Annotated in this window: 22 protein-coding genes and 2 pseudogenes; 18 read left to right on the top strand and 6 right to left on the bottom strand. The window is 64.2% G+C overall.

What is annotated here, in order from left to right:
- Window positions 1–17: 17 nt before the first annotated feature.
- The 3 genes from M3G14_RS03565 to hisN are packed head-to-tail and all read left to right on the top strand — an operon-like array spanning window position 18 to window position 1,929.
- Window positions 18–332, top strand: coding sequence for a multidrug efflux SMR transporter (locus tag M3G14_RS03565; protein ID WP_259924709.1), 315 nt, complete (start codon window positions 18–20; stop codon window positions 330–332).
- An 18-nt stretch (window positions 333–350) separates the two neighbouring features.
- Window positions 351–1,151, top strand: a complete 801-nt coding sequence (locus tag M3G14_RS03570; protein WP_259924710.1) for an inositol monophosphatase family protein — start codon at window positions 351–353, stop codon at window positions 1,149–1,151.
- Entirely contained in the window at window positions 1,144–1,929 is a 786-nt protein-coding gene (gene hisN, locus M3G14_RS03575) for a histidinol-phosphatase (protein WP_259924712.1), read from the top strand. Before M3G14_RS03570 ends, hisN begins: the two co-directional genes overlap by 8 nt.
- 5 nt (window positions 1,930–1,934) lie before the next feature.
- On the opposite strand, the gene M3G14_RS03580 is transcribed toward hisN, so the two are convergent.
- A complete protein-coding gene (locus tag M3G14_RS03580) occupies window positions 1,935–2,759 on the bottom strand; it encodes a S1 family peptidase (RefSeq protein WP_259924716.1) in 825 nt (274 codons plus the stop codon).
- A gap of 198 nt (window positions 2,760–2,957) precedes the next feature.
- Here M3G14_RS03580 and M3G14_RS03585 point away from each other — a divergent pair, with 198 nt between their 5' ends.
- Genes M3G14_RS03585 through M3G14_RS03595 form a run of 3 tightly spaced genes read left to right on the top strand, consistent with a single transcriptional unit; the run spans window position 2,958 to window position 5,488 of the window.
- Window positions 2,958–4,172 carry a DUF418 domain-containing protein gene (locus M3G14_RS03585; protein ID WP_259924717.1) on the top strand — a complete coding sequence of 405 codons (1,215 nt, stop codon included), beginning with the start codon at window positions 2,958–2,960 and terminating at the stop codon, window positions 4,170–4,172.
- Window positions 4,147–4,584: a GNAT family N-acetyltransferase gene (locus M3G14_RS03590; protein WP_259924718.1), complete on the top strand. Its 438-nt coding sequence runs from the start codon at window positions 4,147–4,149 to the stop codon at window positions 4,582–4,584. The genes M3G14_RS03585 and M3G14_RS03590 overlap by 26 nt, the downstream gene beginning before the upstream one ends.
- A 43-nt stretch (window positions 4,585–4,627) precedes the next feature.
- Complete coding sequence (locus M3G14_RS03595) at window positions 4,628–5,488, top strand: GDSL-type esterase/lipase family protein (protein ID WP_259924719.1); 861 nt, start codon at window positions 4,628–4,630, stop codon at window positions 5,486–5,488.
- 3 nt (window positions 5,489–5,491) lie between these two features.
- Here M3G14_RS03595 and M3G14_RS03600 read toward each other — a convergent pair.
- A pseudogene (locus M3G14_RS03600) lies at window positions 5,492–7,070 on the bottom strand (BCCT family transporter).
- A 240-nt stretch (window positions 7,071–7,310) separates the two neighbouring features.
- On the opposite strand from M3G14_RS03600, the gene M3G14_RS03605 reads away from it, so the two are divergent.
- The 7 genes and pseudogenes from M3G14_RS03605 to M3G14_RS03635 all read left to right on the top strand — a co-directional run bounded on the left by M3G14_RS03605 (window position 7,311) and on the right by M3G14_RS03635 (window position 13,668).
- On the top strand, window positions 7,311–8,255 hold the full coding sequence (locus tag M3G14_RS03605) for a cation diffusion facilitator family transporter (protein WP_259924720.1): 945 nt from the start codon (window positions 7,311–7,313) through the stop codon (window positions 8,253–8,255).
- Between the two features lie 45 nt (window positions 8,256–8,300).
- Window positions 8,301–8,537: a hypothetical protein gene (locus M3G14_RS03610; protein WP_259924721.1), complete on the top strand. Its 237-nt coding sequence runs from the start codon at window positions 8,301–8,303 to the stop codon at window positions 8,535–8,537.
- Window positions 8,538–8,623: 86 nt separating this feature from the next.
- Window positions 8,624–8,827, top strand: a pseudogene (locus tag M3G14_RS03615) (phosphomethylpyrimidine synthase ThiC); the annotation flags it as partial.
- A 39-nt stretch (window positions 8,828–8,866) separates the two neighbouring features.
- Window positions 8,867–10,327, top strand: coding sequence for a DASS family sodium-coupled anion symporter (locus M3G14_RS03620; protein ID WP_259924723.1), 1,461 nt, complete (start codon window positions 8,867–8,869; stop codon window positions 10,325–10,327).
- On the top strand, window positions 10,328–12,241 hold the full coding sequence (locus M3G14_RS03625; protein WP_259924724.1) for a sensor histidine kinase: 1,914 nt from the start codon (window positions 10,328–10,330) through the stop codon (window positions 12,239–12,241).
- Window positions 12,238–12,714, top strand: a complete 477-nt coding sequence (locus tag M3G14_RS03630) for a response regulator (RefSeq protein WP_259924725.1) — start codon at window positions 12,238–12,240, stop codon at window positions 12,712–12,714. Before M3G14_RS03625 ends, M3G14_RS03630 begins: the two co-directional genes overlap by 4 nt.
- A gap of 66 nt (window positions 12,715–12,780) precedes the next feature.
- On the top strand, window positions 12,781–13,668 hold the full coding sequence (locus M3G14_RS03635) for a hypothetical protein (RefSeq protein ID WP_259924726.1): 888 nt from the start codon (window positions 12,781–12,783) through the stop codon (window positions 13,666–13,668).
- 129 nt (window positions 13,669–13,797) lie between these two features.
- On the opposite strand, the gene M3G14_RS03640 is transcribed toward M3G14_RS03635, so the two are convergent.
- Entirely contained in the window at window positions 13,798–14,142 is a 345-nt protein-coding gene (locus tag M3G14_RS03640; protein WP_259924728.1) for a hypothetical protein, read from the bottom strand.
- Window positions 14,143–14,380: 238 nt separating this feature from the next.
- On the opposite strand from M3G14_RS03640, the gene M3G14_RS03645 reads away from it, so the two are divergent.
- The 5 genes from M3G14_RS03645 to M3G14_RS03665 all read left to right on the top strand — a co-directional run bounded on the left by M3G14_RS03645 (window position 14,381) and on the right by M3G14_RS03665 (window position 18,940).
- On the top strand, window positions 14,381–15,415 hold the full coding sequence (locus M3G14_RS03645; RefSeq protein WP_259924730.1) for an FTR1 family protein: 1,035 nt from the start codon (window positions 14,381–14,383) through the stop codon (window positions 15,413–15,415).
- The gene (efeO, locus tag M3G14_RS03650; protein WP_259924732.1) at window positions 15,412–16,686 is read left to right on the top strand and encodes an iron uptake system protein EfeO; all 1,275 of its coding nucleotides are present in this window, start codon (window positions 15,412–15,414) and stop codon (window positions 16,684–16,686) included. The genes M3G14_RS03645 and efeO overlap by 4 nt, the downstream gene beginning before the upstream one ends.
- 1 nt (window position 16,687) lies before the next feature.
- Complete coding sequence (gene efeB / locus M3G14_RS03655; protein ID WP_259924735.1) at window positions 16,688–17,938, top strand: iron uptake transporter deferrochelatase/peroxidase subunit; 1,251 nt, start codon at window positions 16,688–16,690, stop codon at window positions 17,936–17,938.
- 366 nt (window positions 17,939–18,304) lie between these two features.
- A complete protein-coding gene (locus M3G14_RS03660) occupies window positions 18,305–18,466 on the top strand; it encodes a hypothetical protein (protein ID WP_259924737.1) in 162 nt (53 codons plus the stop codon).
- 15 nt (window positions 18,467–18,481) lie between these two features.
- Entirely contained in the window at window positions 18,482–18,940 is a 459-nt protein-coding gene (locus tag M3G14_RS03665) for a hypothetical protein (RefSeq protein WP_311201349.1), read from the top strand.
- A gap of 173 nt (window positions 18,941–19,113) precedes the next feature.
- Here M3G14_RS03665 and M3G14_RS03670 read toward each other — a convergent pair whose 3' ends face one another.
- The 3 genes from M3G14_RS03670 to M3G14_RS03680 are packed head-to-tail and all read right to left on the bottom strand — an operon-like array spanning window position 19,114 to window position 23,038.
- Window positions 19,114–20,847 carry an ABC transporter ATP-binding protein gene (locus tag M3G14_RS03670; protein WP_259924739.1) on the bottom strand — a complete coding sequence of 578 codons (1,734 nt, stop codon included), beginning with the start codon at window positions 20,845–20,847 and terminating at the stop codon, window positions 19,114–19,116.
- Window positions 20,844–22,622, bottom strand: coding sequence for an ABC transporter ATP-binding protein (locus M3G14_RS03675; protein ID WP_259924740.1), 1,779 nt, complete (start codon window positions 22,620–22,622; stop codon window positions 20,844–20,846). The genes M3G14_RS03670 and M3G14_RS03675 overlap by 4 nt, the downstream gene beginning before the upstream one ends.
- On the bottom strand, window positions 22,619–23,038 hold the full coding sequence (locus M3G14_RS03680; protein WP_259924741.1) for a hypothetical protein: 420 nt from the start codon (window positions 23,036–23,038) through the stop codon (window positions 22,619–22,621). Before M3G14_RS03680 ends, M3G14_RS03675 begins: the two co-directional genes overlap by 4 nt.
- Window positions 23,039–23,053: the final 15 nt, after the last annotated feature.

Genomic DNA, 23,053 nt, shown 5'->3' on the forward strand with positions numbered 1-23,053 from the left:
GAATACAGTGGACCACCATGGCTTGGCTCGTACTTATTGTTTCCGGCGCTTTCGAAGCGGTGTGGGCGGTCGCGCTCGACCGTTCCCAGGGCTTTACCCGGCTGTGGCCCTCGGTCGTGTTCTTTCTCGCCCTCTGTATTTCTATGGGCGGGCTTGCCTACGCACTTCGCACGTTGCCGGTGGGCAGCGGCTACGCGATCTGGGTCGGCGTGGGCGCGGGCATCGCGGTCCTCTTTTCCTTTGCCACAGGTCAAGAACCCGTCACGCTGGCGAAGGTGCTGTGCCTGCTGATGATTGTGGGCGGGATCGTCGGCCTGAAAGTGACCGCCTAAAAGTGGATAATGGGCCGCATGATCTCCACTGCTGAATTCATCGAGGCCCACCGCCTATCCGACGACGCCACGCTCGCCGCAGCCCTGGTCACCCACGCCGGTCAGCTCGCGCTGCGTATGCGTGATGCGGGTCTGACCACCGATTACAAGACCTCGGTCTCCGACGTGGTCACCGAGGCGGACCGCACCGCGGAGGCCTTCGTCGCCGAGGTGCTCGAGGCGCTGCGCAGCGAAGACGGGGTCCTTGGCGAGGAGGGGGCCTCGCGCGCCTCGTCCACGGGCCGCACGTGGGTGATCGACCCGGTCGACGGCACCTACAACTTCTCCCGCGGCTCGGACTACTTCTGCTCCGCGCTCGCGCTTGCCGACGAAACGGGGGCCGCACGTATCGGCGCCGTCCACCGCCCCGCACTGGACACCACGTGGCTGGCCAACGCAGGCGAGTTGCGCATTAACGGTGAGCGTCAAGGCGGGGTGAGCGCGGCGTCGCTAAGCAATGAAGCCCTGCTGACGTACCTGCACCCGACCTTCATGCGCGATGACGCGGTGCGTGGCGCGTGGCTGCGCGCAGTACAGGACGCGGCGACGGTGCGGATGTGCGGCGCGGGCTCGGTTGACCTGGCCACGATCGCTGCTGGTCAGGCAGGTGCGTGGCTGCAGCACTCGGTGGCGGACTGGGACTGGCTGCCCGGCAAAGCGCTGGTAGAGGCCGCCGGTGGGCGCGCGCGCAAGGTGGACGCCGGCGGGGTGACATGGTGCGTGGCGGGAGGCGCGCAGATTGTGGAGGAGATCACGTCTAGACTGATGAGCCATGAGTAACTACGCCGATGACCTCGCGCTCGCGCTCGAACTCGCCGACGCCGCGGACGCCCTTACCCTCGACCGTTTCGAATCCGCCGACCTGAAGGTGGAGGCGAAGCCGGATATGACGCCAGTTTCTGACGCGGACCTCGCCGTGGAAGAGGCACTGCGGGCCACGCTCGCGCAGTCGCGCCCCGCGGACGCGGTACTCGGCGAGGAATTCGGCGGAACGCCGGCCTTTTCGGGCCGCCAGTGGGTCATCGACCCGATCGACGGGACGAAGAACTTCGTGCGAGGCGTACCAGTGTGGGCCACGCTCATCGCGCTGCTTGTCGACGGCAAACCCGTGGTCGGCGTCATCTCCGCGCCCGCACTCGCACGACGCTGGTACGCCTCCGCAGGCGGCGGGGCCTGGCGCAGCTTCAACGGCGGCGAGCTGAAGAAGCTCGAGGTCTCGGGCGTCAACTCGCTTGCCGACGCCTCGCTGGCCATGTCCTCGCTGAGCGGCTGGAAGGAGCGCGGCCTGCAGGAGAAATTCATCGGGCTGACTGAGCAGACGTGGCGCCTGCGCGGCTACGGCGACTTCTTGGGCTACTGCTTCGTGGCCGAGGGGTCCGTGGACATCGCGGCGGAGCCGGAGGTTTCCCTCTGGGATCTCGCGGCCTTGTCGGTGCTGGTGACGGAGGCAGGCGGGCGCTTCAGCTCGCTTGCTGGCGAGGACGGCCCGCACGGTGGCGACGCGCTCGCCACCAACGGCCTGCTGCACGACGAAGTGTTGACGGCGCTGGAGCGCTAACCCCCTTAAGGCAGGCGGAAACCGTTATTCAGATCGCTTAAGACCGCATCCATGCGGGCCGAGCCGGTCGGCGCGTGGATCGGGCCCTGGAGCGGGGAGGCGCACTGCACGTCGAAAGGCGGCGGGAACATCCCGCCGTTGACCAGGCCAACGAGGCGATCACCGGTGTACAGCGGCGCGCCGGAATCACCCTGCATGGCGCAGGCGTGGTTGACGTTCATCGCGTCCCAGTCTGAAAGCGTCATGCCGCAGGTCGTGCCGGAGGCCACGCCCTTCTTGCACACGTTCTGGCCGCGCGCGAGCGGCTTGGACCCCAGGTGGTTGATGGTCACACCGTCGTAGGAGCGGGTGACTTCGGCATTCGAGCCGAGCTCGATGAGTGCGTAGTCCAGCTCGTGGTTGACCTTCACGATGGTGCCGGACGGGCCCGCCTGCCAGGAATCCGCGGAGGTGACCGTGTCCCCTTCTTTGCCGCAGTGGCCGGCGGTGAGCGCGTACTTGTTGCCGTGCTCACCGTAGCCGGCGACCGTCACGGTGCACATCACCTCGCTCGGACCTTTGCCCACGTAAATGGGGGTGCCGGGGCCGTACAGGGACTTGCCGCGCTGGAGTGCTTCGTTGGACTCGTTGGGGATGCGCGGGGCGTCGTGAAGCGAGCCCGGCACGCGGTGCAGCACCCTATCTGCGAAGGGCTTGCCGGCGAGTACCTTGGAGGCCATGTCTGAGCGGAAGGTGTAGTTCGGATCAACTTGCGCCTGCGCCGGCGCGCCTCCGCAGGTGACGGTCACCAGCGCAGCGGCGGCGAAAGCGACGAGACGGCGACGAAACATGGACACGCTCCCTACATTGGCCACAACAGAAACTCCCATATACATTGCCATGTTTTTGCCCCAATTTCCTCATCCGCCACACCCGAAGAGGTAGTTAGAGTGGTGCCATGACTGACGCCTTCGCTCTCACCGGCCGATTTTGGGGTTGGAAGTCTTCCCCGTGGCTGATGGGTGCTACCCCTGGTAAAAACTAGTCTCATGCAACGATTGCTTGTTCCCGATCTCGCCCGCGGCACCGCGCTACTCGGCATCGCGCTGGCCAACGGCTCGTTGTTCTGGATGATCAATCAGTACTCGCAGCCGGAGTCTGGCCCCGGCTGGAGCGTGGGTGGGGTTGCGCAGGGCTCGCTTATCGACGCCGTGTTGGCCGTCTTCGCAGCTCTCTTCGTCCACACACGCGGCCTGCCGATGTTTGCCACGCTGCTGGGCTTCGGCTTCGGGCTTGTCGTCTCTAGCCTGTACCGGAAGCAGTATCCGGTTGGTGAGGCGCGGAAGATCCTGGTCCGGCGCTACGGTGCGCTCGCGCTTTTCGGCCTGGCCCACATGTTTCTCGTGTTCTTTGGCGACATCATGACTATGTACGGCTTCGTCGGCATGCTGTTGGCGGTGATGTTCACACTCTCGACCAAGGTGCTGCGCATCATCTCGTATTCGTGCCTGGGGCTCTACATGCTGTTGACCTCTTTTGTGGGTATCTCGGCGGCCTTCATCCCCGAGGTGGCGAAGAAGATGAGCGGCAGCAACGCGCTCAACGAAGAGGTCGGAAGCTTTGGCACCTACTTCATCAACAACCTGGGCGGCGCGGCAGAAATGCTGCTGTCCACCCCGTTTATCCTGCTCGAGCTCGTGCCCCTGGCTGCCATAGGCTACGTGTGGGCGAAGGAGGGGATATTGGTCAATCCGCGGGAGCACGCGCGCACGTTGTGGACGTGGACGGTGCTCGCCGGAGTGATCATCCTTGGCATCGGACTGCCCTGGGGGCTCACCGCCATCGGCGTGCTCAACCCTGAACTGGAATCGAGCCTGCACCTACTCAACAGCTCAATTGGCTGCCTGACCGGCCCGGGCATCCTCGCCGCGCTGGCGCTCGCCACCGCGCACCTGCACAACGCAACGCCCGCGTGGACCTACCCACTTGTCGCGCTGGGTAAGCGCTCCATGTCTGGTTACCTGGCGCAGACGTTCTTCTTTATCGCACTGGTCTACCCGTTCAGCTTAGGTGTGGGACAGGACTGGACCGTCAGCGGCAAGCTCGCACTCAGCGCCGGGGTGTGGCTCGCTACCGTGCTCATCGCGACCGCACTTGAGGCTGCCGGCAAGCAGGGCCCGTTTGAGTGGGCGCACCGCCGCGTCTCCTACGGCAGAGAAGGAAGGATTACACCGCACCGTGATCGTGCTGAAATCACTGGATGAGATGACCCCGCGCGAGGTCCACGCGCTGTACAAGCTGCGCGTCGACGTCTTCGTCGGCGAGCAGCAGTGCCCGTACAACGAAATCGACGACCAGGACGCCGACCCGGATACGAAGCACGTACTCGCGTTTGCGAACGACGGCACGCTCGCCGGCTGCGCCCGGGTCTTCCCCACCGAGACCGGCTCGCGCTTTGGTCGCTTCGTGGTACACCCGGCGCACCGCGGCTCCGGCATCGGCCCAGACATCGTGCGCGCCGGGATCGAGTACACCACCCGCTGGCCGGGCGACCTCATCGTCGAGGCCCAGTCCGGTCTGGTCGGCTACTACTCACGCTTCGGTCTGGTCGCAGAGGGCGAAGAGTTCCTGGACACGGGCGTGCCTCACCGCTGCATGCGGCTCGCGCGATCCTGACTCGTCGCCGAAAGGCCAGCACCTCCCAGGTAACCTCAACGTCATGCGAGCACTCACCCGCGTGGCCGCGCTGACAGCTGCCGCGATTGTTACTGTTACCTCTGCAACCGCCTATCCTGCAAGCGCGCAACCCGGGGGCAATGTTGTCGTCTTTGGCGACTCCTTTGCCTCAAACCCGGATCAGTACCGGGATACCGCGCTGAAGTTTTTCAACCGGTGGGGCTCGTCGACGTCTTCGACGCGGATTTACGAGTCCGCTCGCAGCCAAGCCGGCTGCTTGCAGGGGCCGAACAACTGGCCCAGCCAGCTCGACGCGCGCACGCACAGCACAGTGGCAGACTGGTCGTGCACGGGCCATCGGTCGAAGGATCTACCGGGCCACGTGGATCACGCGATTCGCGCCGGTGCCCTCAATGGCCACACCCGGGCCGTCACCTTTGCCGTGGGGATCAACGACCAGTGGCGGCCTTTCATCGACGGCGAAAGTTCCGACCCGCAGCACATCCGCGCGCGGTACTTGCAGAACATTCAGGATGCTGCGGCGAAGGTCCGCGCCGTTGCGCCAGAGGCCACAATCATCATCCCCGGTCTGCTCTCCATCACCGGCGGTGGCCAACTCTGCGGGCTGAACGTGGTGCCGAACGCCCCGCTCGGCGTGCCGGCCCCGCGCGTGGCGGAGTGGGAGCAGCGAGCGCAAAACGACCAGCGCGCGGCCGCGCGGCTCATTGGTGCCACGTTCATTGATATTCGGGCGCTGTCCGCCGACCACAGCACGTGTGCCAAGGACGCGGACCGGTGGGTGGCGGGCATCATCGACACCACCACCCCCGGATACAACATGGCGCTGCACCCCTCCAATGCCGGGTCTGCCTTCGTGGCAGACCAGGTTGCGCAGGCACTCTAGCCCCTACTTCGGGTCTTCCTGTTCCACCCAGTTGACCTTCGATCCGGCCTTCGACTGACCGTCGCCGGAGACCTGCACGTCCTCACCGAGGATGAGTGACTCTTCCAAGCGCCAGGTGCCCTCTTCCGCGTCGTACTCAAATTCAGGGCGGTCGACCGCGTTGCCTTCCGAGTCGTAGCCCGGCGCGGGTTTGTTCTCGCCCTCTTCCAGCTTCTCTGCGGTGTCGGTCTTCTCCCACTGGCGGGAGCGGTAGCGGCGCGCGGCGGCCGAGTCGTCGTTCATGGCCTTGACCAACGAGCACATCATGACGAAGTAGGTGATGAAGAACGGGAAGGCGATGATGATCACCACCTCCTGGAGCGCGGCGATGCCGGAGTCATTAATAAACAGCAGCGCGGCGGTCACCAGTCCGACGGCGATCACCCAGCCGATGCGGTAGTACGCCGGGCTTTTCTGCCTCCATCTCCATGGCGGCGCGGCCAAAGATGGAAAACCAGATGAGGTCGAACGCGGCGGGCAGCAAGATCGTGCCCCCGATGAGCTCGCGGACGGTGCGCCCACGAGAGATGCGGGCGAAGAACATGCCCACAAAGGGAGACCAGCAGATGGTCCACGCCCAGTAGAAGGCGGTCCAGGTGGCGTGCCAACCCGGGTTGTCGTTGTAGGAATCCACCCAGAACACCAGCTCGGGCAGCGAGTTCGCGTAGATGCCAAAGGACTCTGTGACCTGTCCGATCAGCGCGAGCGTCGGGCCGGTGACCAGGACGAAGAACATCAAGAAGATCGTTGCGGCGATGTTGAGGTTGGACAGGATCTTCACGCCCTTGTCCAGGCCGGTCGCCACGGAGATACACGCCGCGACGGTAATGAACAGGATGATGGCCAGCTGCACGGGGGTGATCAGCGGCACGCCCCACAGAATATTCAGGCCGGCAGAGACCTGTAAGACTCCGAGGCCCACGGAGACGCCGAGGCCGAAGATGGTGCCAACGATACCGAGGGCGTCGAGTAGCTTGCCGGGGGTCTCGTAGACGCGGCGGCCCAACAGCGGGGCGAACATGGACGACATGCGCGCCGGCATCTTGCGCTTGTATACGAAGTAGCCGATGGCCAGTCCGGGCAGGGCGAAGATCACCCACATGTGGATGCCGAAGTGGTAGAAGGTGTACTCGAAGGCCTGGACGATGGCCTCGCGGCTCATCGATTCCATGTCGCCGCGCGGCGGACTGTACGCGTGGTGCAGTGGTTCGGCCGCGCCCCAGAACATCAGGGTCGCGCCCATGCCTGCGGCGAAGAGCATGGCGAACCAGACTGGGTAGCTGTATTCGGGCTCGTCCTCGTCGTCGCCAAGCCGCATGTTGCCGAAGCGGGAGACAAAGATGACGATGAGGAAGATCAGCACCGCGGAGATGCCGCCGATATACATCCAGGTGAAGTGGTCCATGAGGAACCCGGACACATCGACGTAGAGGGCACGGGCGCGGTCGCCGAACGCGAGGGTTGCGGCCACGAAGACAACGACGAAGCCGAGTGAGGCGCCGAAGATGAGCGGGTCGGTTTGTAGGCTGCGTTTGCGCGCCATGGTTTTCCTATCGTTGAGGGCAAAATGCCCGCCAGTCTACGTGAGATCCATACCCCGTGCGCCGCTACGCTAAAGTAGCTATTGAAGGGGAGTAGCCCGTAATCGTTTGCTCGACATGCTGGTGCCGTCGCGCCCGGGCAATCGGCTCGGTAGCCTTACACAGTGGTCGACCGAGTGAGCGAGACCTTCGGACCGTTTCTTTGACGCGGCGCCGAAGCGCCCTGATTTTGGGAGGATCGCATGACTGACATGCCCCCGTCATTACGCAAAGAGCAGCAGATTCTGGAACGCTTTATGTGGCTTTCCATTGCTATCTCCGTCGCCACCATCGTCTTAAAGATGGTGGCCGCCTGGGTGACCGGCTCGGTCGGGTTCCTCTCCGATGCCATCGAGACGGTAATCAACTTCGTCGCAGCGGTGGTTGGCCTGTGGGCGCTGAAGCTCTCGGCGAAACCAGCGGATAAGAACCACAACTTCGGGCACTCCAAGGCTGAATATTTTTCCGCGCAGGTCGAGGGATCCCTCATTCTGGTGGCCGCGGTCGCCATCATCTACACCTCCATCGACCGCCTGCTCAACCCGCAGCCGCTGGAGCAGCTGGGCATCGGCCTGCTCTTCTCGGTCGCTGCTGCCCTGCTGAACGCGGCGGCCGGCTACGCCCTCGTGCGGGCCGGCAAGCGCTACCGCTCCATCACCCTGGAGGCCGACGGCAAGCACCTGCTTACCGACGTGCTCACTACCGTCGGCGTCATCGTAGGCATGGCACTCGTTGCGCTCACCGGTTGGGAAATCCTGGACCCGATCGTGGCGCTACTCGTCGGTGCCAACATTTTGCTCACCGGCTACAAGCTGCTCCGCAGCGCGATCCTGAGCCTGCTCGCGGAAGCACTGCCGGACGAGGAGCTGGCAAAACTCAACGATTTCCTCGACGACTTTGCCGCCGAGAACGGGGTGGCGTTTACCTCCGTGCGCACCGCGGCTTTCGGGCGCGAGCGCTTGATCAGCCTGGTCATGCAAGTCCCCGGCGAGTGGACCGTCTCGTACGCGCACGCGCACGCCGACGAGATTGAGGCAGGCGTTGCCAACGCGCTCGGCGCGGCGGAGACCATCGTGCACGTCGAACCAATGGGCTACACCACCCGAACGGGCCCTCTCTTTGGAGAATCGCTCACAAACCCCAGGTAAAAGCGGTATTCTTGTGAAGTGAAGTCATTGAAAGGATGGCCGATCATGTGGGTCACGCAAGCGATGGATACCTACCCTCACGGCACCCATTGCCGCGGTTATGTTGTCGGATTTTTCGCACCGAACGGAACGTGGCGCGATGCGCCGATTCCGCCGAAGTCTGTGGGACTGAGTCCCGTCAACCTCAACGAGGATGCCTCAGACCCAGACTTTAGCTACCTCTACGCCAAGGATGACGCGGTGCGTTACGTGAACTACCTCAATGGCGGAGCGGCACTGTAAGCCGCTACACTTTGTGACGCAATCTCACACGGGTGCCCCACGGTAGGGGCTGAGACCGCGGTCCGCCTGGACGACTCCCCTATACCGGCCCGAAGTTCTGCTCGATGCGCATTTCCCAAGACATCCGCGACGAGTTCGGTGACAAGATCGATGCGGCCTTAGATGCGGATACGCAGCAGACCATCCAGAATTTGGGTATCCCCTCGCTGGCCGTCGGCGAGGAAAAGATGGCGGAAAAGTTCCGCGAGGAAGGCTCCCAGGTCTACCTGCGCGCCGACGCCGCGGACTAAGGCAAGTATTACCAGGTTAAACCGGGTAGACTTCGACACATGGTGGAGACACAACGCCGTTCGAAACAACGCCCGCCCGCGCTCGTAGACAAAGGCCCCCAGCTGAGCACAAAGCAGCTGGTGGGTTTGGGCTTGGGCCTCATCTGTTTTCTCATTCCTTTCTTTGTGCAGATTCCGGCCTTGTCTACCCCTGGGCACCGGATGCTGTCGATCTTTTTGCTCGCCATCGTCTTTTGGGTGCTTGAGCCGGTCCCGCTCACGGCGACGGCGGTGCTGGTCATCTTGCTCGAGGTCCTCATGCTCTCCGAGGGCGCGCTGATAGACCCAACGGGCGGCGACCCGGCGCTTGCAGACCAATTGCTCCCCGCCTCCGCCTATTTCTCCGCGCTGGCCCACCCCGTGATCATCCTCTTTCTGGGCGGCTTCATGATCGCCCACGGGGCGGAGAAGTTCGGGCTCGACCGCAACCTCGCGGCCATCATGCTGCGCCCCTTCCCGGACAAAGCACGCCTCACCGTGCTCGGGCTGATGCTGATTACCGCTGTGCTCAGCATGTTCATGTCGAACACAGCCACCACGGCGACAATGTTCGCGGTGGTGATCCCGATTCTGAAGACGCTGCCCGCGGGCAAGGCACGCGCCGGCGTGGCACTGTCGATCCCCCTGGCAGCAAACGTCGGCGGCATCGGCACACCGGTGGGCACGCCCCCGAACGCCATCGCGATCGGCGCGCTCGCTGAGCACGGCATCCGCGTCTCCTTTACAGACTGGATGCTCATGGCGGTGCCGTTCATGTTTGTCGTGTTGGCCTTTGCCTGGGTATTCCTCTGCCTCGCCTTCATTCCCGCCGAGACCCGGATCTCCATCGAAATGCGCTCGAAGTGGAACACCACCACCGACGCAAAGCTCTTCTACGCCGTGGCGGGCCTGACCATCCTGTTGTGGATGAGCGAGCCGCTGCACGGCATCTCCTCCAACACGGTCGGCTTCATCCCTGTCGTGGCGCTCCTGTGCCTGCAGGTGATGAAGGGCAAGGACGTCCAGGCGCTCGACTGGCCGGTGCTGTGGCTGGTCTCCGGCGGTATCGCGCTGGGCACAGGCGTGGGCGCGAGCGGCCTGGACGAGTGGCTGGTCGGCTCGGTCAGCTGGGAGGTCATGGGCGCGCTGGCGATCCTCGCGGTGCTCGGCCTGATTGGCTTCGGCATGGCGAACGTGATCTCGCACTCCGCAGCTGCCAACCTGCTTGTCCCACTGGCGGTCTCGCTCGCGCTCTCGCTCGACGGCATCAACGCGCTCGTTGTCGCCGCGGTGGTGGCGCTCGCTTGCTCGCTGGGCATGGCGCTGCCGATCTCCACGCCGCCGAACGCGATTGCGTACGCCACCAAGGAAATCTCCATTCCGCAGATGGCGCTCGTGGGGCTTGTCGTCGGCACCAGTGCCACCCTGCTGCTGATCTTCGTCTTGCCGTCTGTCTGGCAGATGACGGGGCTGGTGTTCTAGATGCTGCCGCGCTCCACCCTCGCCATCGTGGGTAAATCCCAAGCCACCCGCACAGTGCAGCAGGTGGTCACCGAGGCGCTCGGCGGCACGCACGATATTCTCGCCGCCGATAATGTGGAGCACCTCCGCTCGCTTCTCGACGGCGACCCACCCGCCCTTGTCACCGTCACCGTCCACGAGGACGGCCTGGTGGCCGACCACCCGCTGCTCGAGCTGATCTCGGAGCCCGGCTACGAGTACACCCGCGTCATGGTGCTGACCACCGCGCCCGAGATCGCGGGCCTGGATGCACTCACGGACATGGGCCGACTCGATATGCTCGTGTTCACCCCGGCGATCAAAGCGGAAGCACTGCTGCACAACATCCAACAGCAGCTCAACCGCTATTGGTACATGCGCGCCAAGCGCGACCCCTCGATCGCCGGCACCTTCGACTTGCCCGAGGTCACCGAGCTGGACGTGGGGCTGACCGACCAGGAGATCATCAACCGCATCATCCAAGCCGCGGACACGCACCTGGGCTACCAGCCGCGCCTGACTTTCCCGCCGGGGGTGTACCTGACCAAGGAGGGCCACTACGTTGAAGAGGTCATCTTCGCGCTCTCCGGTCAGGTGCTTTTGCAGCGCTTTACCGACGCCGGCGATATCGTCATGCACCACGCCTCCACCGGCCACGTCATCGGCTTGCTCTCCTTGGCCAGCAACCGAGTGGGCTTCTTTACCGCCCGCACCACCACCGAGGTGGTCGCAGTCCAGCTACCCACCGAGCAGGTGGACTACTTAATCCAGCAGGAGCCGGAGCTCGCGCGCCTGTTCAATATCTTGTTTGTACGCTCCTACGACCGCCGCCTGCGTCGTGCCGAGGACATCCAGATCGAACAGCACGAGCTCACCGCGCAATTGGAAGAGGAACGGGCGCGGCTGACCACGGCGCTGCACAACCTCGAGGCGGCGCGCCGCGAACTGATGAGCCAGGCGCGCTTCGCCTCGCTCGGCGAACTCGCCGCCGGCGTGGCCCACGAGCTGAACAACCCGATGGCGGCGATCGAGCGCACCGCAGACCACCTCGCCGAGGACGTCGAGTCGCTCATCGCGTCGAGCCCCAACCGCAAATGGCGGGAGGCGACCGGGCACGCGCTGGAGGCGGCGCGTAGCTCGCACGCGGTAAGTACCAAGGAAGCCCGTGTGCTGCGACGCGAGCTCACCGAGGTGATCGGCGACCGCGCGCTCGCGCAGCGCTGGGTGCTCGCGGGCTTGCACGACGTGGACTTTGCCAAGCAGGTGCGCGCTAATCGACGCTTGGACTACGAGACGGTGGAGCACGCGGCGTCGATAGGCACTGCCCTACGCAACCTGTCGACTGCCTCGACGCGCATTACGCAGCTGGTGGCCTCGCTGCGCGCCTACGCGCGGCCCGACGGCGACCCGGTCACCGACGTGGATGTGCACCAGAGCATCGAAGACACCCTGCAGCTGATTGCCCACAAGCTGCGTGGCGTGGAGATCGAGAGGGATTTCGCCGAGTTGCCGCGCGTGACCTGTACTCCCGGGCAGATCGCGCAGGTGTGGACGAACCTGATCACCAACGCCGCCGAGGCCATCGAGGAGTCCGGCAAAGGCTCCACCATCACGATTCGCACCAGCGCCCCGAAGCCCGGTTGGGTGCGCGTCGAGGTCATCGACGACGGACCGGGCATCCCGCCCGAGCGCATCGATAAACTCTTCGAACCCCGCTTTACCACGAAGAACGGGGAGGTCCGCTTCGGCATGGGCATCGGCTTAAGCATCTGCCGCGGCATCGTCAGCGCGCACCACGGCACGATCGAACTGACCTCTTCTACCAACGGCACCTGCGCCACTGTGGGCCTGCCCATCGACGGCCCGCACGCACACGACGAAGGAGACACACCATGAACCTTGCCATCCTGATTCTGGAAGATGAGGCGGAAGTCCGCGCCGCCGTCGAGCGCGACCTTTTGCCCTTTGCCGAGCACATCCGCGTGGAGGTCGCCTCCGACGTGGAGGAGGCGTGGGAGGTGATCGACGAGCTCACCGAAGACGGCGACGTACTCGCACTCGCGCTGTGTGACCACCGCATGCCCGGCACCACCGGCGTCGAGTTTTTGGTCCAGATGATGGACGACGACCGCACCGCCGCCACCCGCAAAGTCCTGGTCACCGGCCAGGCGCAGCTGCGCGACACAGTGCGCGCGGTCAACGAAGCCCACCTGGACCACTACATTGCCAAGCCGTGGGACGTCGACGAGCTGCACCAGGTGGTGCGCACCATGCTCACCGACTACGTCGAGGACATGGACATCGATCCCCTGCCCTACCTCGACGTCCTCGACGCCGCGCGCGCGATGGAGCTTGTCCGCCGGCGCTAGGGGGCGTTCCACCCCGTACGGGGTGAGATTGTCAAAATCGCTGGTGACAGGCCTAGCGTGGTGGCTATGCAGTTGCCAAAGTTTGGCCCCGCGTGGGCCGGTGCCTTGATGGGCACTTCTATCGCCTCCACGTTGTCTGGGCTCCACGGTCTGCACGTAAACCAGCTCGTGTTCGCCCTGATCGCGGCATTGTTGCTGCTGATCTTCACCGCAGGCGCGCGCAATGCGCCTCCCCAGCACCAGAACATGGCGGCGTGGGGCATGTACACGATGGGGCTTCTCGCGTGCGGCTCGGCGTGGACTGCGCTGACCGGCTACGACGCTTTCCAGCTGGCCAGCTGGTGGATTGGCGCACCGCTGTCCGTCGTGGTCTGCCTCTGGCAACTGTGGGCGCTGTGGAAACTGCCGCACCACTACGACACACCCGCGTTCCCATGGGGACTCGCCCTGGTCACGCCCATGGTCGCAGCCACCTCCGGCGGCCAGCTCGCCGTACACCACGGGCAGTTCTACCACTACGCCGGCGAGGTGTGCTTCTTCCTCACCTTCCTCACGGCCATCCCACTGTTCGCCTACTGCTACTGGTGCTTCGCCCGCCGCAGCTACCGGCCCCGCGGCGCGGCAGCAGGCACCGCCTGGATCCCCCTCGGGGTGGTCGGCCAGTCGACGGCAGCCTCAGCCGTGCTTTTCGACGCCCACCGCTACGGCATCATCATGTTCACCATCGGTGCCCCGTGTGTCCTCTTCGCGATGTACTGCTTCTACCACGCAGTCTTTTCCTGGGCATCGTACGGCCCGGGTTGGTGGGGCTCCACCTTCCCGGTCGGCACGCTGTCCCTGGGCGCCTGGTATGAGGGTTGGCGGCCACTGTCGTTCGCGCTGCTCATACTGCTCTTCGGGCACTGGGGTGTGTCCGCGTTGCGCTACGTGGCTTGGAGTGTTCAGCGGGCGTAACTGGCGGGGTCCGGCTTCGGAGAGTATAGAAAAGTGGAACCATTTTTATCTCCTGGTCCCCTTCTGGAAGAACCGACTTGTGCATTTGGACTAGGTGTCATAGCAATTGAGCGGGGACGAACTCCTTGATTAAGTAGCGCGAGACCTCGAAATTTGAAGGATCAGTTGCTTGGCCAGCTCTGGCTTCTTTTCGACTCTTCGCGAGACCTCATCTAAAAGCTCGTCCAGCGTGCTGAGGAAGATCAGCTCTTCTTGAGTCAACTTTGCAGTGATGTCGTCCCTCGGTATAAGCCCGCATAGAACAAGCCCGATTGTCGTCCGCTTTCCATATGCTTTCGCAATTGCTATCACGGTATCGGCAGACACGCGGTCTTCTACAAATTCAAGACGCAGCTGCTCGAGATCTACTCCGCACCGTTTAGAAACTGTGATCAGGTCATCGCCATTAGTGACTTCGTTGAACCAACGGGTCATCGTTGCTTCCTTGTGAATCTGTAGACGCCTGATTGTCCCACAGGAATCACTCATTTTTGGGCAACAAATGTTGGTGTTTCACCGCACGAGCGGGAGGTTTGCAGCGCAGTGCCGCTAGTCAAACACAACCCCCGCACGCTCCCCCCGTTGTACGTGTGAACACATTTCTCTTTACTTTCCCACACTTCGCAGATTAAGGTAAGCCTTGGCTAGTAAAGGGTAGCCTTACCTTGATTGGATGCCGCCCTTCGATTGCCACGTTACACACGAGAAAGTTCTGAATATGTTCATCGCCGCTTTCCTGGTCGGCCTCCGCGAGGGCTTGGAAGCATCCCTCATCGTCGGCATGTTATTAGCCGCCATCAAGCGTCGCAGCAGCACCACCACCGGCGACGACAAGGGTCACCTGAACACCGCGGCCCGCACCGTGTGGGTCGGTGTGGTCTTGGCAGCAGTGATCTGCACGGCACTCGGCGCGCTATTCACCTTTGGCCGCTACGGATTGTCGTTCCGTGCCCAGGAAGCGATCGGCGGCACCATGTCGCTGATCGCGGTGGCCATGATTACTGGCATGGTCCTGTCCTTAAGCAACAAGGGCGGCAAACTGCGCACCATGCTCGAGGACAAAACGGGCGTTGCGCTGACCAAAGGCAAGCAGGCCATGTTCTGGCTCGCGTTCGTCGCCGTTGCTCGCGAAGGCATTGAACTGACCCTCCTATTGTGGGGCTGGATGACCACACCAAGTGCGGTCATTGGCGCGTTCGCCGGCATTGGGGTTGCCATCGTGATGGGTTGGCTGATCTACCGGGGTGCTCTTCGCCTGAACCTGGGCACATTCTTCACCTGGTCGAGTGCTCTGCTCATCATTGTGGCGGCAGGCATCCTCGCTTACGCCATCCACGACCTGCAGGAGGCGCAGTTCCTCCCCGGGCCATTCTCCGGCGCACCGATTGCCCCGACGCACCCGCGTACCGGCGAGGTCCTCACTGGGTTTGCTACGTACCCGTTCTGGATGGCGTCGTTCCCATTCGGCTGGGCGTTCAACATCGACGAGTTCATCGACCCCGCCGGAATCACCGCCGCGCTGCTCCAAGCGTTCACCGGATTTATGCCGCAAATGTCCTGGCTACAAGTCATCGCCTGGGCCGGATACCTCGCTGTCATTGTTCCCATTTTTGTGGGGCATGTGCGGGGGCGGGGTGGTGTCGTCGATAAGCAAAGCAACAAAACTTCCTCCACACACAACGAAAACTCACGAAAGGTCTCACAATGAAGCGCTCCCCCGCCATCGTTGCCGCACTCGCTCTTACCCTCCCGCTGACTGCGTGCGTGGAAAACAGCACCGGCGACGCCATCGACGTCCAAGCGAAAGAAGACTCCTGCGCCGTCGCCACAAACTCGGTGGAATCCGGCACCAACACCTTCTCCATCACCAACTCCGGCGAGCGCGTCACCGAGTTCTATCTGCTGGCCGAAGACGGCCTACGCGTCATCGCTGAGCGCGAGAACATCACGCCGGGCAGCACCGCAGACCTCACCGTCCAGCTCGAGCCGGGCTCCTACTTCACCGCCTGCAAGCCTGGCCTGCGCGGACCGAATATCGGCCAAGCAGAGTTCACCGTCACCGGCGAGCCGATCACCTACGACGAATCCGACGAGAAGCGCTTCAACGAAGCACGCGACAATTACGTCAACTTTGTCAAGAACGAGGTAGCAGAACTGCTGCCAAAGGTCGAAGAATTCGCCGCAGCCTACGCCGCGGGTGACGACGACAAGGCCAAGGACCTCTACGCCACCACCCGCGTCCACTACGAACGCATCGAGCCAATCGCTGAGGCCCTCGGCGTCCTCGACGCACGCATTGACTACCGCGAAGTGGACTACATCGCCGAAGCCGACCAACTCAAGGAAGACGACCCGACGTTTACCGAATGGCTCGGCTTCCACCGCATGGAGAAGGACCTGTGGCCACCAGCTGCCGATGCCAAGAATGCTGACGGCGCACCCGCCCGCGAAGGTTGGGAGCCATCCTCGCCAGAGAAGCGCCGCGAGATCGCCGACGCACTCGTCGCTGACGTAGAGACGCTGAACGACACCGTGCAGGCCAACGACTTCGCTGCGGAAAACGACATCACCGTCGACACCGTGTCCAACGGCGCGATGGGCCTGCTCGAAGAGGTAGCCACCACCAAGGTCACCGGCGAAGAAAACTGGTGGTCGCACAAGGACCTCTACGACTTCCAGGCCAACATCCAAGGCTCCCGCATCGCCTTCGATATGGTCAAGAGCATCGCCGCCGAGCGCGGTGAAGAGGGCGCGAAGCTGGTCAGCGAGATCGAGCAGCGTTTCGACGACATCCAGTCCCTCCTCGATGAATACGGCAGCCTGGAGACCGGCTACGTGGACTACGACGAAGTCGACGCCGGCCAGCAGGCGAAACTCACCCGCGCCATCGATGCGCTGCGCGAGCCGCTGTCCAACCTGACCGGCACTGTACTGGGGCTCAACGTTGATACTGCTGCAGATTCGGGGGCGGAATCCTAAAATGAGCGGGTTCAACCGACGCACCTTCCTAGCTCTTGGCGGTGTCAGCGCCGCCGGCGCCGCCGCTGCCGCCTGCTCACGGGAAGAATCCCACGGGACATCTGGCGACATCGACGGTGCCGCGAACGACGAGTTGATCATCGACTTCGTCGGCGAGCACCAAGCCGGGATCATCAGTCCGATGCAAAACAGCCTCCACTTCGCGGCGTTCGACATGGACGAGAAAGCCTCCCGCGACGACTTGATCGACCTGTTGCAGCGCTGGACCGACGCTGCCCGACGGCTCACACTCGGCGGCGAAGTCAGCGCCAAGGGTGCGTTCGGCGGTGGCGCGGACTTCCCGCCCGACGATTCCGGCGAGGCCTTCGACCTGGGCCCATCTGCCCTCACCATCACCATCGGGTTCGGCCGCAGCCTGTTCCGCGACCAATTCGGCTTGGCTAACAAACTGCCAACCGAGTTCACCGCAATGCCGCCGATGACCAACGACTTTCTCAACCGTGAGCAGTCCGACGGCGACATCTGCATCCAGGCATGCGCCAACGACCCACAGGTGGCCACTCACGCCATCCGCAACCTCACCCGCTTGGCCGTGCCCGATGCGGTGCTGCGCTGGAGCCAAATCGGGTTTGGCAAAGCCGCCGTGACCACCCGTGAGGAAAGCACCCCACGCAACCTCTTCGGCCAGAAGGACGGCACCGCGAACCTACGCGCCGAAGACACCGAAGCGTTGGACGAACACGTATGGATCCCGTCCGACTCCTCCCAACCCTGGGCAGCCGGCGGAACGTACCTGACCGCCCGACGCATCGCCATGAACATCGAGGTGTGGGACACCCTCCAGCTCAAGGAGCAGGAGCGCGTCACCGGCCGCAACAAGTTTAAAGGTGCCCCGCTGACCGGCACCAACGAGTTCGACGAGCCGGACTTTTCGGCCACCAACGAGCGCGGCCGTCCCGTCATCGACCACGGCTCGCACGTGTTCAATGTGCACCCCGACCAAAACGGTGGCATCCGCATGCTGCGCCGTGCGTTCAACTTCGTCGATGGCTCCAACGAACAAGGACGCCTCGACGCGGGGCTGTTCTTCATGGCGTTCACCCGCACCGTGGATAGGTTTGCCACAGTGCACCGATCCATGTCGCGAGACGAAATGCTTCTCGAATATCTCAAGACCACCAAAACCGGCACCTACCTCATCCCACCCGGCGTGGGTGAGGCCGGTTTCGTCGGTGAAGGAATGTTTGCCTAGCTCCTGTCCTGTGTCTCGCCTTTGAGTCCTTTCACCGCCACAACAACGCCCACGATGTAGGCCACAATCACTCCAAGGACACAGAGCAAACACAATGTTGAGGAAAATTCTAACGCCCATCTCCCTACAAGCTGGGTGAAAGCGGATTTCACGCTCTCCTCAGTGTCACCGGTATCAACCATAAAGAAGCCGGCTAGGAAGAGAAAGACCGTTACCGCGATGAAGGCCCAAGACTCGTGAGGTGGCAGGCCTAGCGTTAGTCCTATGACGTTGCCAAAGTTCGGTCCCGCTTGGCCCGGCGCTTTAATGGGAACCTCGATTGCGTCGAGTTTGACTGGGTTACATGGATTTCATGTAGCCCAGCTCGTGTTTGCGCTCATCGCGGCGGGGCTTCTCGTTGTGTTCACGGTCGGCGTGCGCAATGAGCCGCCGCGGCACCAGAACATGGCGGCGTGGGGCATGTACACGATGGGTCTGCTCGCGTGCGGCTCGGCGTGGACGGCACTCACGGGCAACGATGCGTTCTAGCTGATCAGCTGGTGGATCGGCGTGCCCCTGGCCATCATCGTGTGCTTGTGGCAACTCTGGGGTTTGTGGAAGCAGTCCGCGCACTACACCGAGCCTGCGTTCCCGTGGGGCTTGGCGCTCGTGTCCCCGATGGTCGCCGCGACATCCGCCGAGCAGCTCGCTACCCATCACGGCGAGTTTTATCACTACGCGGGTGAGCTGTGCTTCTTCCTCACGTTCTTCACCGCGATCCCGCTCTTCCTCTACTGCTACTGGACCCGCACGCGCCCGCGTGGTGCCGCCGCGGGTACAGCCGCGGGTACAGCGTGGATTCCCCTCGGTGTTGTCGGCCAGTCGACGGCAGCATCAACATTGCTTTTCGACGCCCACCTGTACGGCCTCATCATGTTCACCCTCGGCGTACCGTGCGTCCTCTACGCCATGTACTGCTTCTACGAGGCTGTCCTCCACTGGGCGCCCTACGGTCCTGGTTAGTAGGGCTCTACCTTCCCCGTGGGCACCATGTGCTTGGGCGCTTGGGACGAAGGCTGGCAAGCACTTTCCTTGGCGCTCCTCGTGCTCTTGCTCCTCCACTGGGGTGTCTGCGCGGTGCGCTTTGGCTCCTGGGAACTAAGCCTGTGCTAGATGCATCGACCAGATGATGAGGATCAGGCGCCCGGGGAACTCCCCGTCCGGCACGCCCACGACTCGGCATAGCGGCCGCCCTTCGCCAGCAATTCATCGTGCGTGCCCCGTTCTGCGACCGTCCCGTCCTCCGAAAGCACGACGATGAGGTCGGCATCGCGGATGGTGTGCAAGCGATGGGCGACGACGATCACGGTGCGATCGCCGCGCAACGCCTCAATCGTGCCGACGATCGCCCGCTCAGTGGCCGCATCCAGCGAGGACGTCGGCTCGTCGAGAAGCACCACCGGGGAATCCTTCAGAAGCGCCCGGGCGATGGCGAGGCGCTGCCGCTCGCCTCCCGACAGCAGCGTCCCCTCCTCCCCCACCGGGGTATCCCACCCGGAAGGCAGCAGCTCCACGATGCGGTCCACCCCGGAACGCCGGGCGGCCTCGCGCAAGCGGTCCCCGTCACCGGGCTCGGAACCGAATCCGGGGTCGGCGAAGACCACGTTGTCCCGCACGGACGCGTCGAAAAGGAACGTCTCCTGGAACACCGGGGTCACCAGCGAGTTCACGCCGTCGGTGCCGATCCGAGGCAAGGGCACCCCGCCGATGAGGATCTCCCCCGAGTCCGGATCATGAAAACGCGACAGCAGCCGCATGACCGTCGTCTTGCCCGCCCCCGACGGTCCTACTACGGCAACCAGCGCTCCCTGAGGTGCACGGAAGCTGACGCCGTCGAGAACCTTCTTATCTCCGTACCCGAAGCTCACGCCGCGGAACTCCACGTCATGCCCGTCGGGCAGCTCCGGTGCGGCAGGTTCGGGAAGAGCGGGGATTGCCCGCAGGTCACGCAACGCAGCCAACGTGTTGCGGCCCGCACCGAAACCGCCGGACAACGCTCCCGCCGTGGTGATCGGTCCGGTGAACTGGACGAGCACGATGAGCATCGGCGCCAAATGCGCCGGCGCCATCCCGCCCGTCGCGGCGACTGCCACGGCGACGATCACCGCCGCTGTGAACACCGCATGGACGACCGAACCCAACCGTCCGATGGCCGCCCCCTGCGTCGACGTCGCCTTCGCGAACGCATCGTGTTGGGCCTGGATCGCCTCATCCACCATCGCGTCCGCCGCCGAACCGTCGCCCGCGGCGCGAATTGCCTGCTGGCCGCGGGTGAACTCGATCAGCCTGCCGGAGACGGCAGCGACGGCCTCAGCATGCGCTTCGTCCGACTCCCCGCCGACCCGGCCAATGGCCCGGTAGGCGAAGAAGAGCACCGGCGCCGACGCGACAAGAACCAAACCGACGCGCCAATCCACCGCCAGAATTCCGAAGGCGATGACGGTCGGCGTAACCACCGCGGCGATGACGGGCCGCAGGATCACGTGCGGCACGGACGCCGCGAACGCGATCCCCGACGACGCCATCTCCGAAAAGCGGCCGGCCGTGGACTTGGTGACGTACCCGAGTGGCAACGTCAGCACGCGTTCGCCCAGAGAACGCAGCAGGGACGACAGCACCGCTGCGGAATTCGCCCTGCCGACCGTCCCCGCGGCGAGGGACAGCACCGCATGGGCGGCCGCGAGGCCGGCGATGACGCCGGTGAAACGCCACGCCGTCGCATCATCTCCCTCGGCCAGAGCCGACAGCAGCGGCAGCAGCGCGACGAACGCCGCTCCCTGGGCCAGCGCGGCAAGCGTGGCCAACGCAATGAGCCACACCAGCGTCATTCTCGAGCGCCGATCCGTCATCGACCACAAGTCTCGAATCATCGGTTCCCCGCCTTTTCATCGTCTGATTCAGTGCCCCGCGGGGCGGATGGTTCGTCGTCGAGCGCGAACGCGCGCCACAAATCCCGGTAACGGCCACCGCGCGCGAGCAACTCGTCGTGGGTACCCGCCTCCGCGACCGCTCCCCCATCGAGAACGAGGATGCGGTCGGCGTTGCGGATCGTGCTCAACCTGTGCGCGATCACAATCACCGTCCGCGAACGGGCCAAACGCTCGATTGCGGACTGGATGAGGGCCTCGGAAGCCGGATCCGCGTAAGCGGTTGCCTCGTCGAAGATGAGCACCGGCGCGTCCGTGACAATCGACCTCGCGATGGCCACGCGCTGCGCCTCACCACCGGAAAAGGTCACGTCGACGTTGACCACCGAATCCAGGCGCTTCGGCAGCGCCGCGATGACCGCATCGAGGTTCGCGAGCTTCGCGGCCGCCATGATTTCGTCGTCGGTGGCGTCTCTCCTGGCCAGCCGGATGTTTTCCCGCAACGGCAGCGTGAACAACTGCGGATCTTGGAACACCACCGACACCGAGCGGTGCACGTCGCGCACGGCGATGTCGCGAAGATCGACGCCGCCCAGTAGCACCGAGCCTTCAACGGGGTCGTGGAAACGCGCCAACAGCCGGGCGACGGTGGACTTTCCGGAACCGGAGGACCCCACCAGCGCAGTGAGGGTCCCTGGTTCGAACGTCGCGCACATCCCGTCGAGGACCCGCGGCCCATCGCCGTAGGAGAAGACCAGGTTCCGGACCTCGAGTACGCCTCCGCGTGCGGGCACCGGATCGGCGGGCTCGGCGATCGGCGGCGTGCCCAGCACCTCCGCGATGGACTTCAGGGCGGCGATCCCCGCGATGATGGGTTCGGAGTTCATGGCCACCCGCACGATCGCCGCGGAGAGTCCAAGGCTGAGAACCAGCCCGGCGACGAGACCCTCCGGTATGCCGCCCGCGGCGTCCCTCAGAGCGAGGCCGGCCCCGCACACCACTGCGAGGACTGTGGTCGGGGACGTCACCACGTCGATGAGCCCGAGATAGATGTTCGACTGCCGGGACCAGGCGGACCACGCGCGGACGAACGACAACGCCGCGGCATCGTAGCGACCCGCGCCCTGGTTGGCGCGTCCGAAGGACTTCATCACCGGGATACCGCGCACCAACTCGATGACCGCGGCCGTCACTCCTTCGGAGGCTCGCTCGTAGTCGCGCTGAAGACCGGCTCCGCGCGAAATCATCACGCCCATCAGGGCGAAGGTGACCAGCACGGGGACGACCGCCACCGCCGCGATCCGCCAATCCACCGCGACGAGCGCGATGAGGGAAAGCAGGGGAACCAGCACCGCCACCACGGTCTCACCGACGGTGTGGCCCATGAGCTGGTGGACAGCCGCGACGTCCTTCTCAACCGACTCGATGATTCCCGACGAGCGCCGGGCGTCCAGCCAGCCCAGCGGTAACTTCCGGATTTGGGCGACCAGCCGGCGCCGGAGGTGGAGCTGCAAGTCGTTATCCGCCCGGTGCGAGAGCATGCCGGCGGCGCCGTCCGCGGCCATGCGCACCGTTGCGGCGACGACGATGACAGCCACGGACAACCACGTCCGATGCTCCGGGGCCTCCGGGTACGTCATCGCGATGTCGATGATGCCGACCAGCGAAGCGACGGTAGCCACCGACGACAGGACGGATAACGCGACCACCGCACGCATCCGGCTCCGAATTGGGGCGAGCAGCGACCACGGGCCTACGGTCCCGTCCACGGCGCTCACTTGCCCGCCTCCCCGATCGCGCTTTTCTTCGTGAGAGTGCAGAAGTACACCATGCCGGCGTGTGAGGCTCCGCCCAGCTTCAGCCCGTTGGCTTCGGCGAGGTCCTCGACCTCGCTGCCCGGGAACACCCGGTGGCCCATCTTCGCAATGACGGCCATGTCGACCCGCTCGTTCACGTCGGGATCCTCGGCGAACGTCTGCACGTAAGCGATGCTGCCATCGGCGAGCAGCGCGGCGACCCTGCCGAGCGGCGCGAGGACGTCGGCGACGTGGAATTCCGTCCGGGCCCCGAGCCCTTCGACGGCGGCGTCCATCGGTTCACGCGCATAGCGGCTGAGGAACCTCGGCTGGACCTTGTCCTCATAGGCCGCGAGGAGTCTGCGGTTGTTCTGGACGATCTGGGCAATCGACTTCATCTGGTTCTGTCTCCG

Source organism: Corynebacterium sp. p3-SID1056, from assembly GCF_025152525.1.
GTDB lineage: Bacteria > Actinomycetota > Actinomycetes > Mycobacteriales > Mycobacteriaceae > Corynebacterium.

Bases quoted from the DNA above. Each gene is read 5' to 3' on its own strand.
- efeO (WP_259924732.1), top strand. From the start codon at position 15,412: ATGAAGCGCTCCCCCGCCATCGTTGCCGCACTCGCTCTTACCCTCCCG.
- M3G14_RS03625 (WP_259924724.1), top strand. From the start codon at position 10,328: ATGCTGCCGCGCTCCACCCTCGCCATCGTGGGTAAATCCCAAGCCACC.
- M3G14_RS03610 (WP_259924721.1), top strand. From the start codon at position 8,301: ATGTGGGTCACGCAAGCGATGGATACCTACCCTCACGGCACCCATTGC.
- M3G14_RS03580 (WP_259924716.1), bottom strand. From the start codon at position 2,759: ATGTTTCGTCGCCGTCTCGTCGCTTTCGCCGCCGCTGCGCTGGTGACC.
- M3G14_RS03605 (WP_259924720.1), top strand. From the start codon at position 7,311: ATGACTGACATGCCCCCGTCATTACGCAAAGAGCAGCAGATTCTGGAA.
- M3G14_RS03595 (WP_259924719.1), top strand. From the start codon at position 4,628: ATGCGAGCACTCACCCGCGTGGCCGCGCTGACAGCTGCCGCGATTGTT.
- M3G14_RS03635 (WP_259924726.1), top strand. From the start codon at position 12,781: ATGCAGTTGCCAAAGTTTGGCCCCGCGTGGGCCGGTGCCTTGATGGGC.
- M3G14_RS03640 (WP_259924728.1), bottom strand. From the start codon at position 14,142: ATGACCCGTTGGTTCAACGAAGTCACTAATGGCGATGACCTGATCACA.
- M3G14_RS03680 (WP_259924741.1), bottom strand. From the start codon at position 23,038: ATGAAGTCGATTGCCCAGATCGTCCAGAACAACCGCAGACTCCTCGCG.
- M3G14_RS03565 (WP_259924709.1), top strand. From the start codon at position 18: ATGGCTTGGCTCGTACTTATTGTTTCCGGCGCTTTCGAAGCGGTGTGG.
- M3G14_RS03670 (WP_259924739.1), bottom strand. From the start codon at position 20,847: ATGATTCGAGACTTGTGGTCGATGACGGATCGGCGCTCGAGAATGACG.
- M3G14_RS03645 (WP_259924730.1), top strand. From the start codon at position 14,381: ATGCCGCCCTTCGATTGCCACGTTACACACGAGAAAGTTCTGAATATG.
- M3G14_RS03585 (WP_259924717.1), top strand. From the start codon at position 2,958: ATGCAACGATTGCTTGTTCCCGATCTCGCCCGCGGCACCGCGCTACTC.
- M3G14_RS03620 (WP_259924723.1), top strand. From the start codon at position 8,867: ATGGTGGAGACACAACGCCGTTCGAAACAACGCCCGCCCGCGCTCGTA.
- M3G14_RS03630 (WP_259924725.1), top strand. From the start codon at position 12,238: ATGAACCTTGCCATCCTGATTCTGGAAGATGAGGCGGAAGTCCGCGCC.
- hisN (WP_259924712.1), top strand. From the start codon at position 1,144: ATGAGTAACTACGCCGATGACCTCGCGCTCGCGCTCGAACTCGCCGAC.
- M3G14_RS03570 (WP_259924710.1), top strand. From the start codon at position 351: ATGATCTCCACTGCTGAATTCATCGAGGCCCACCGCCTATCCGACGAC.
- efeB (WP_259924735.1), top strand. From the start codon at position 16,688: ATGAGCGGGTTCAACCGACGCACCTTCCTAGCTCTTGGCGGTGTCAGC.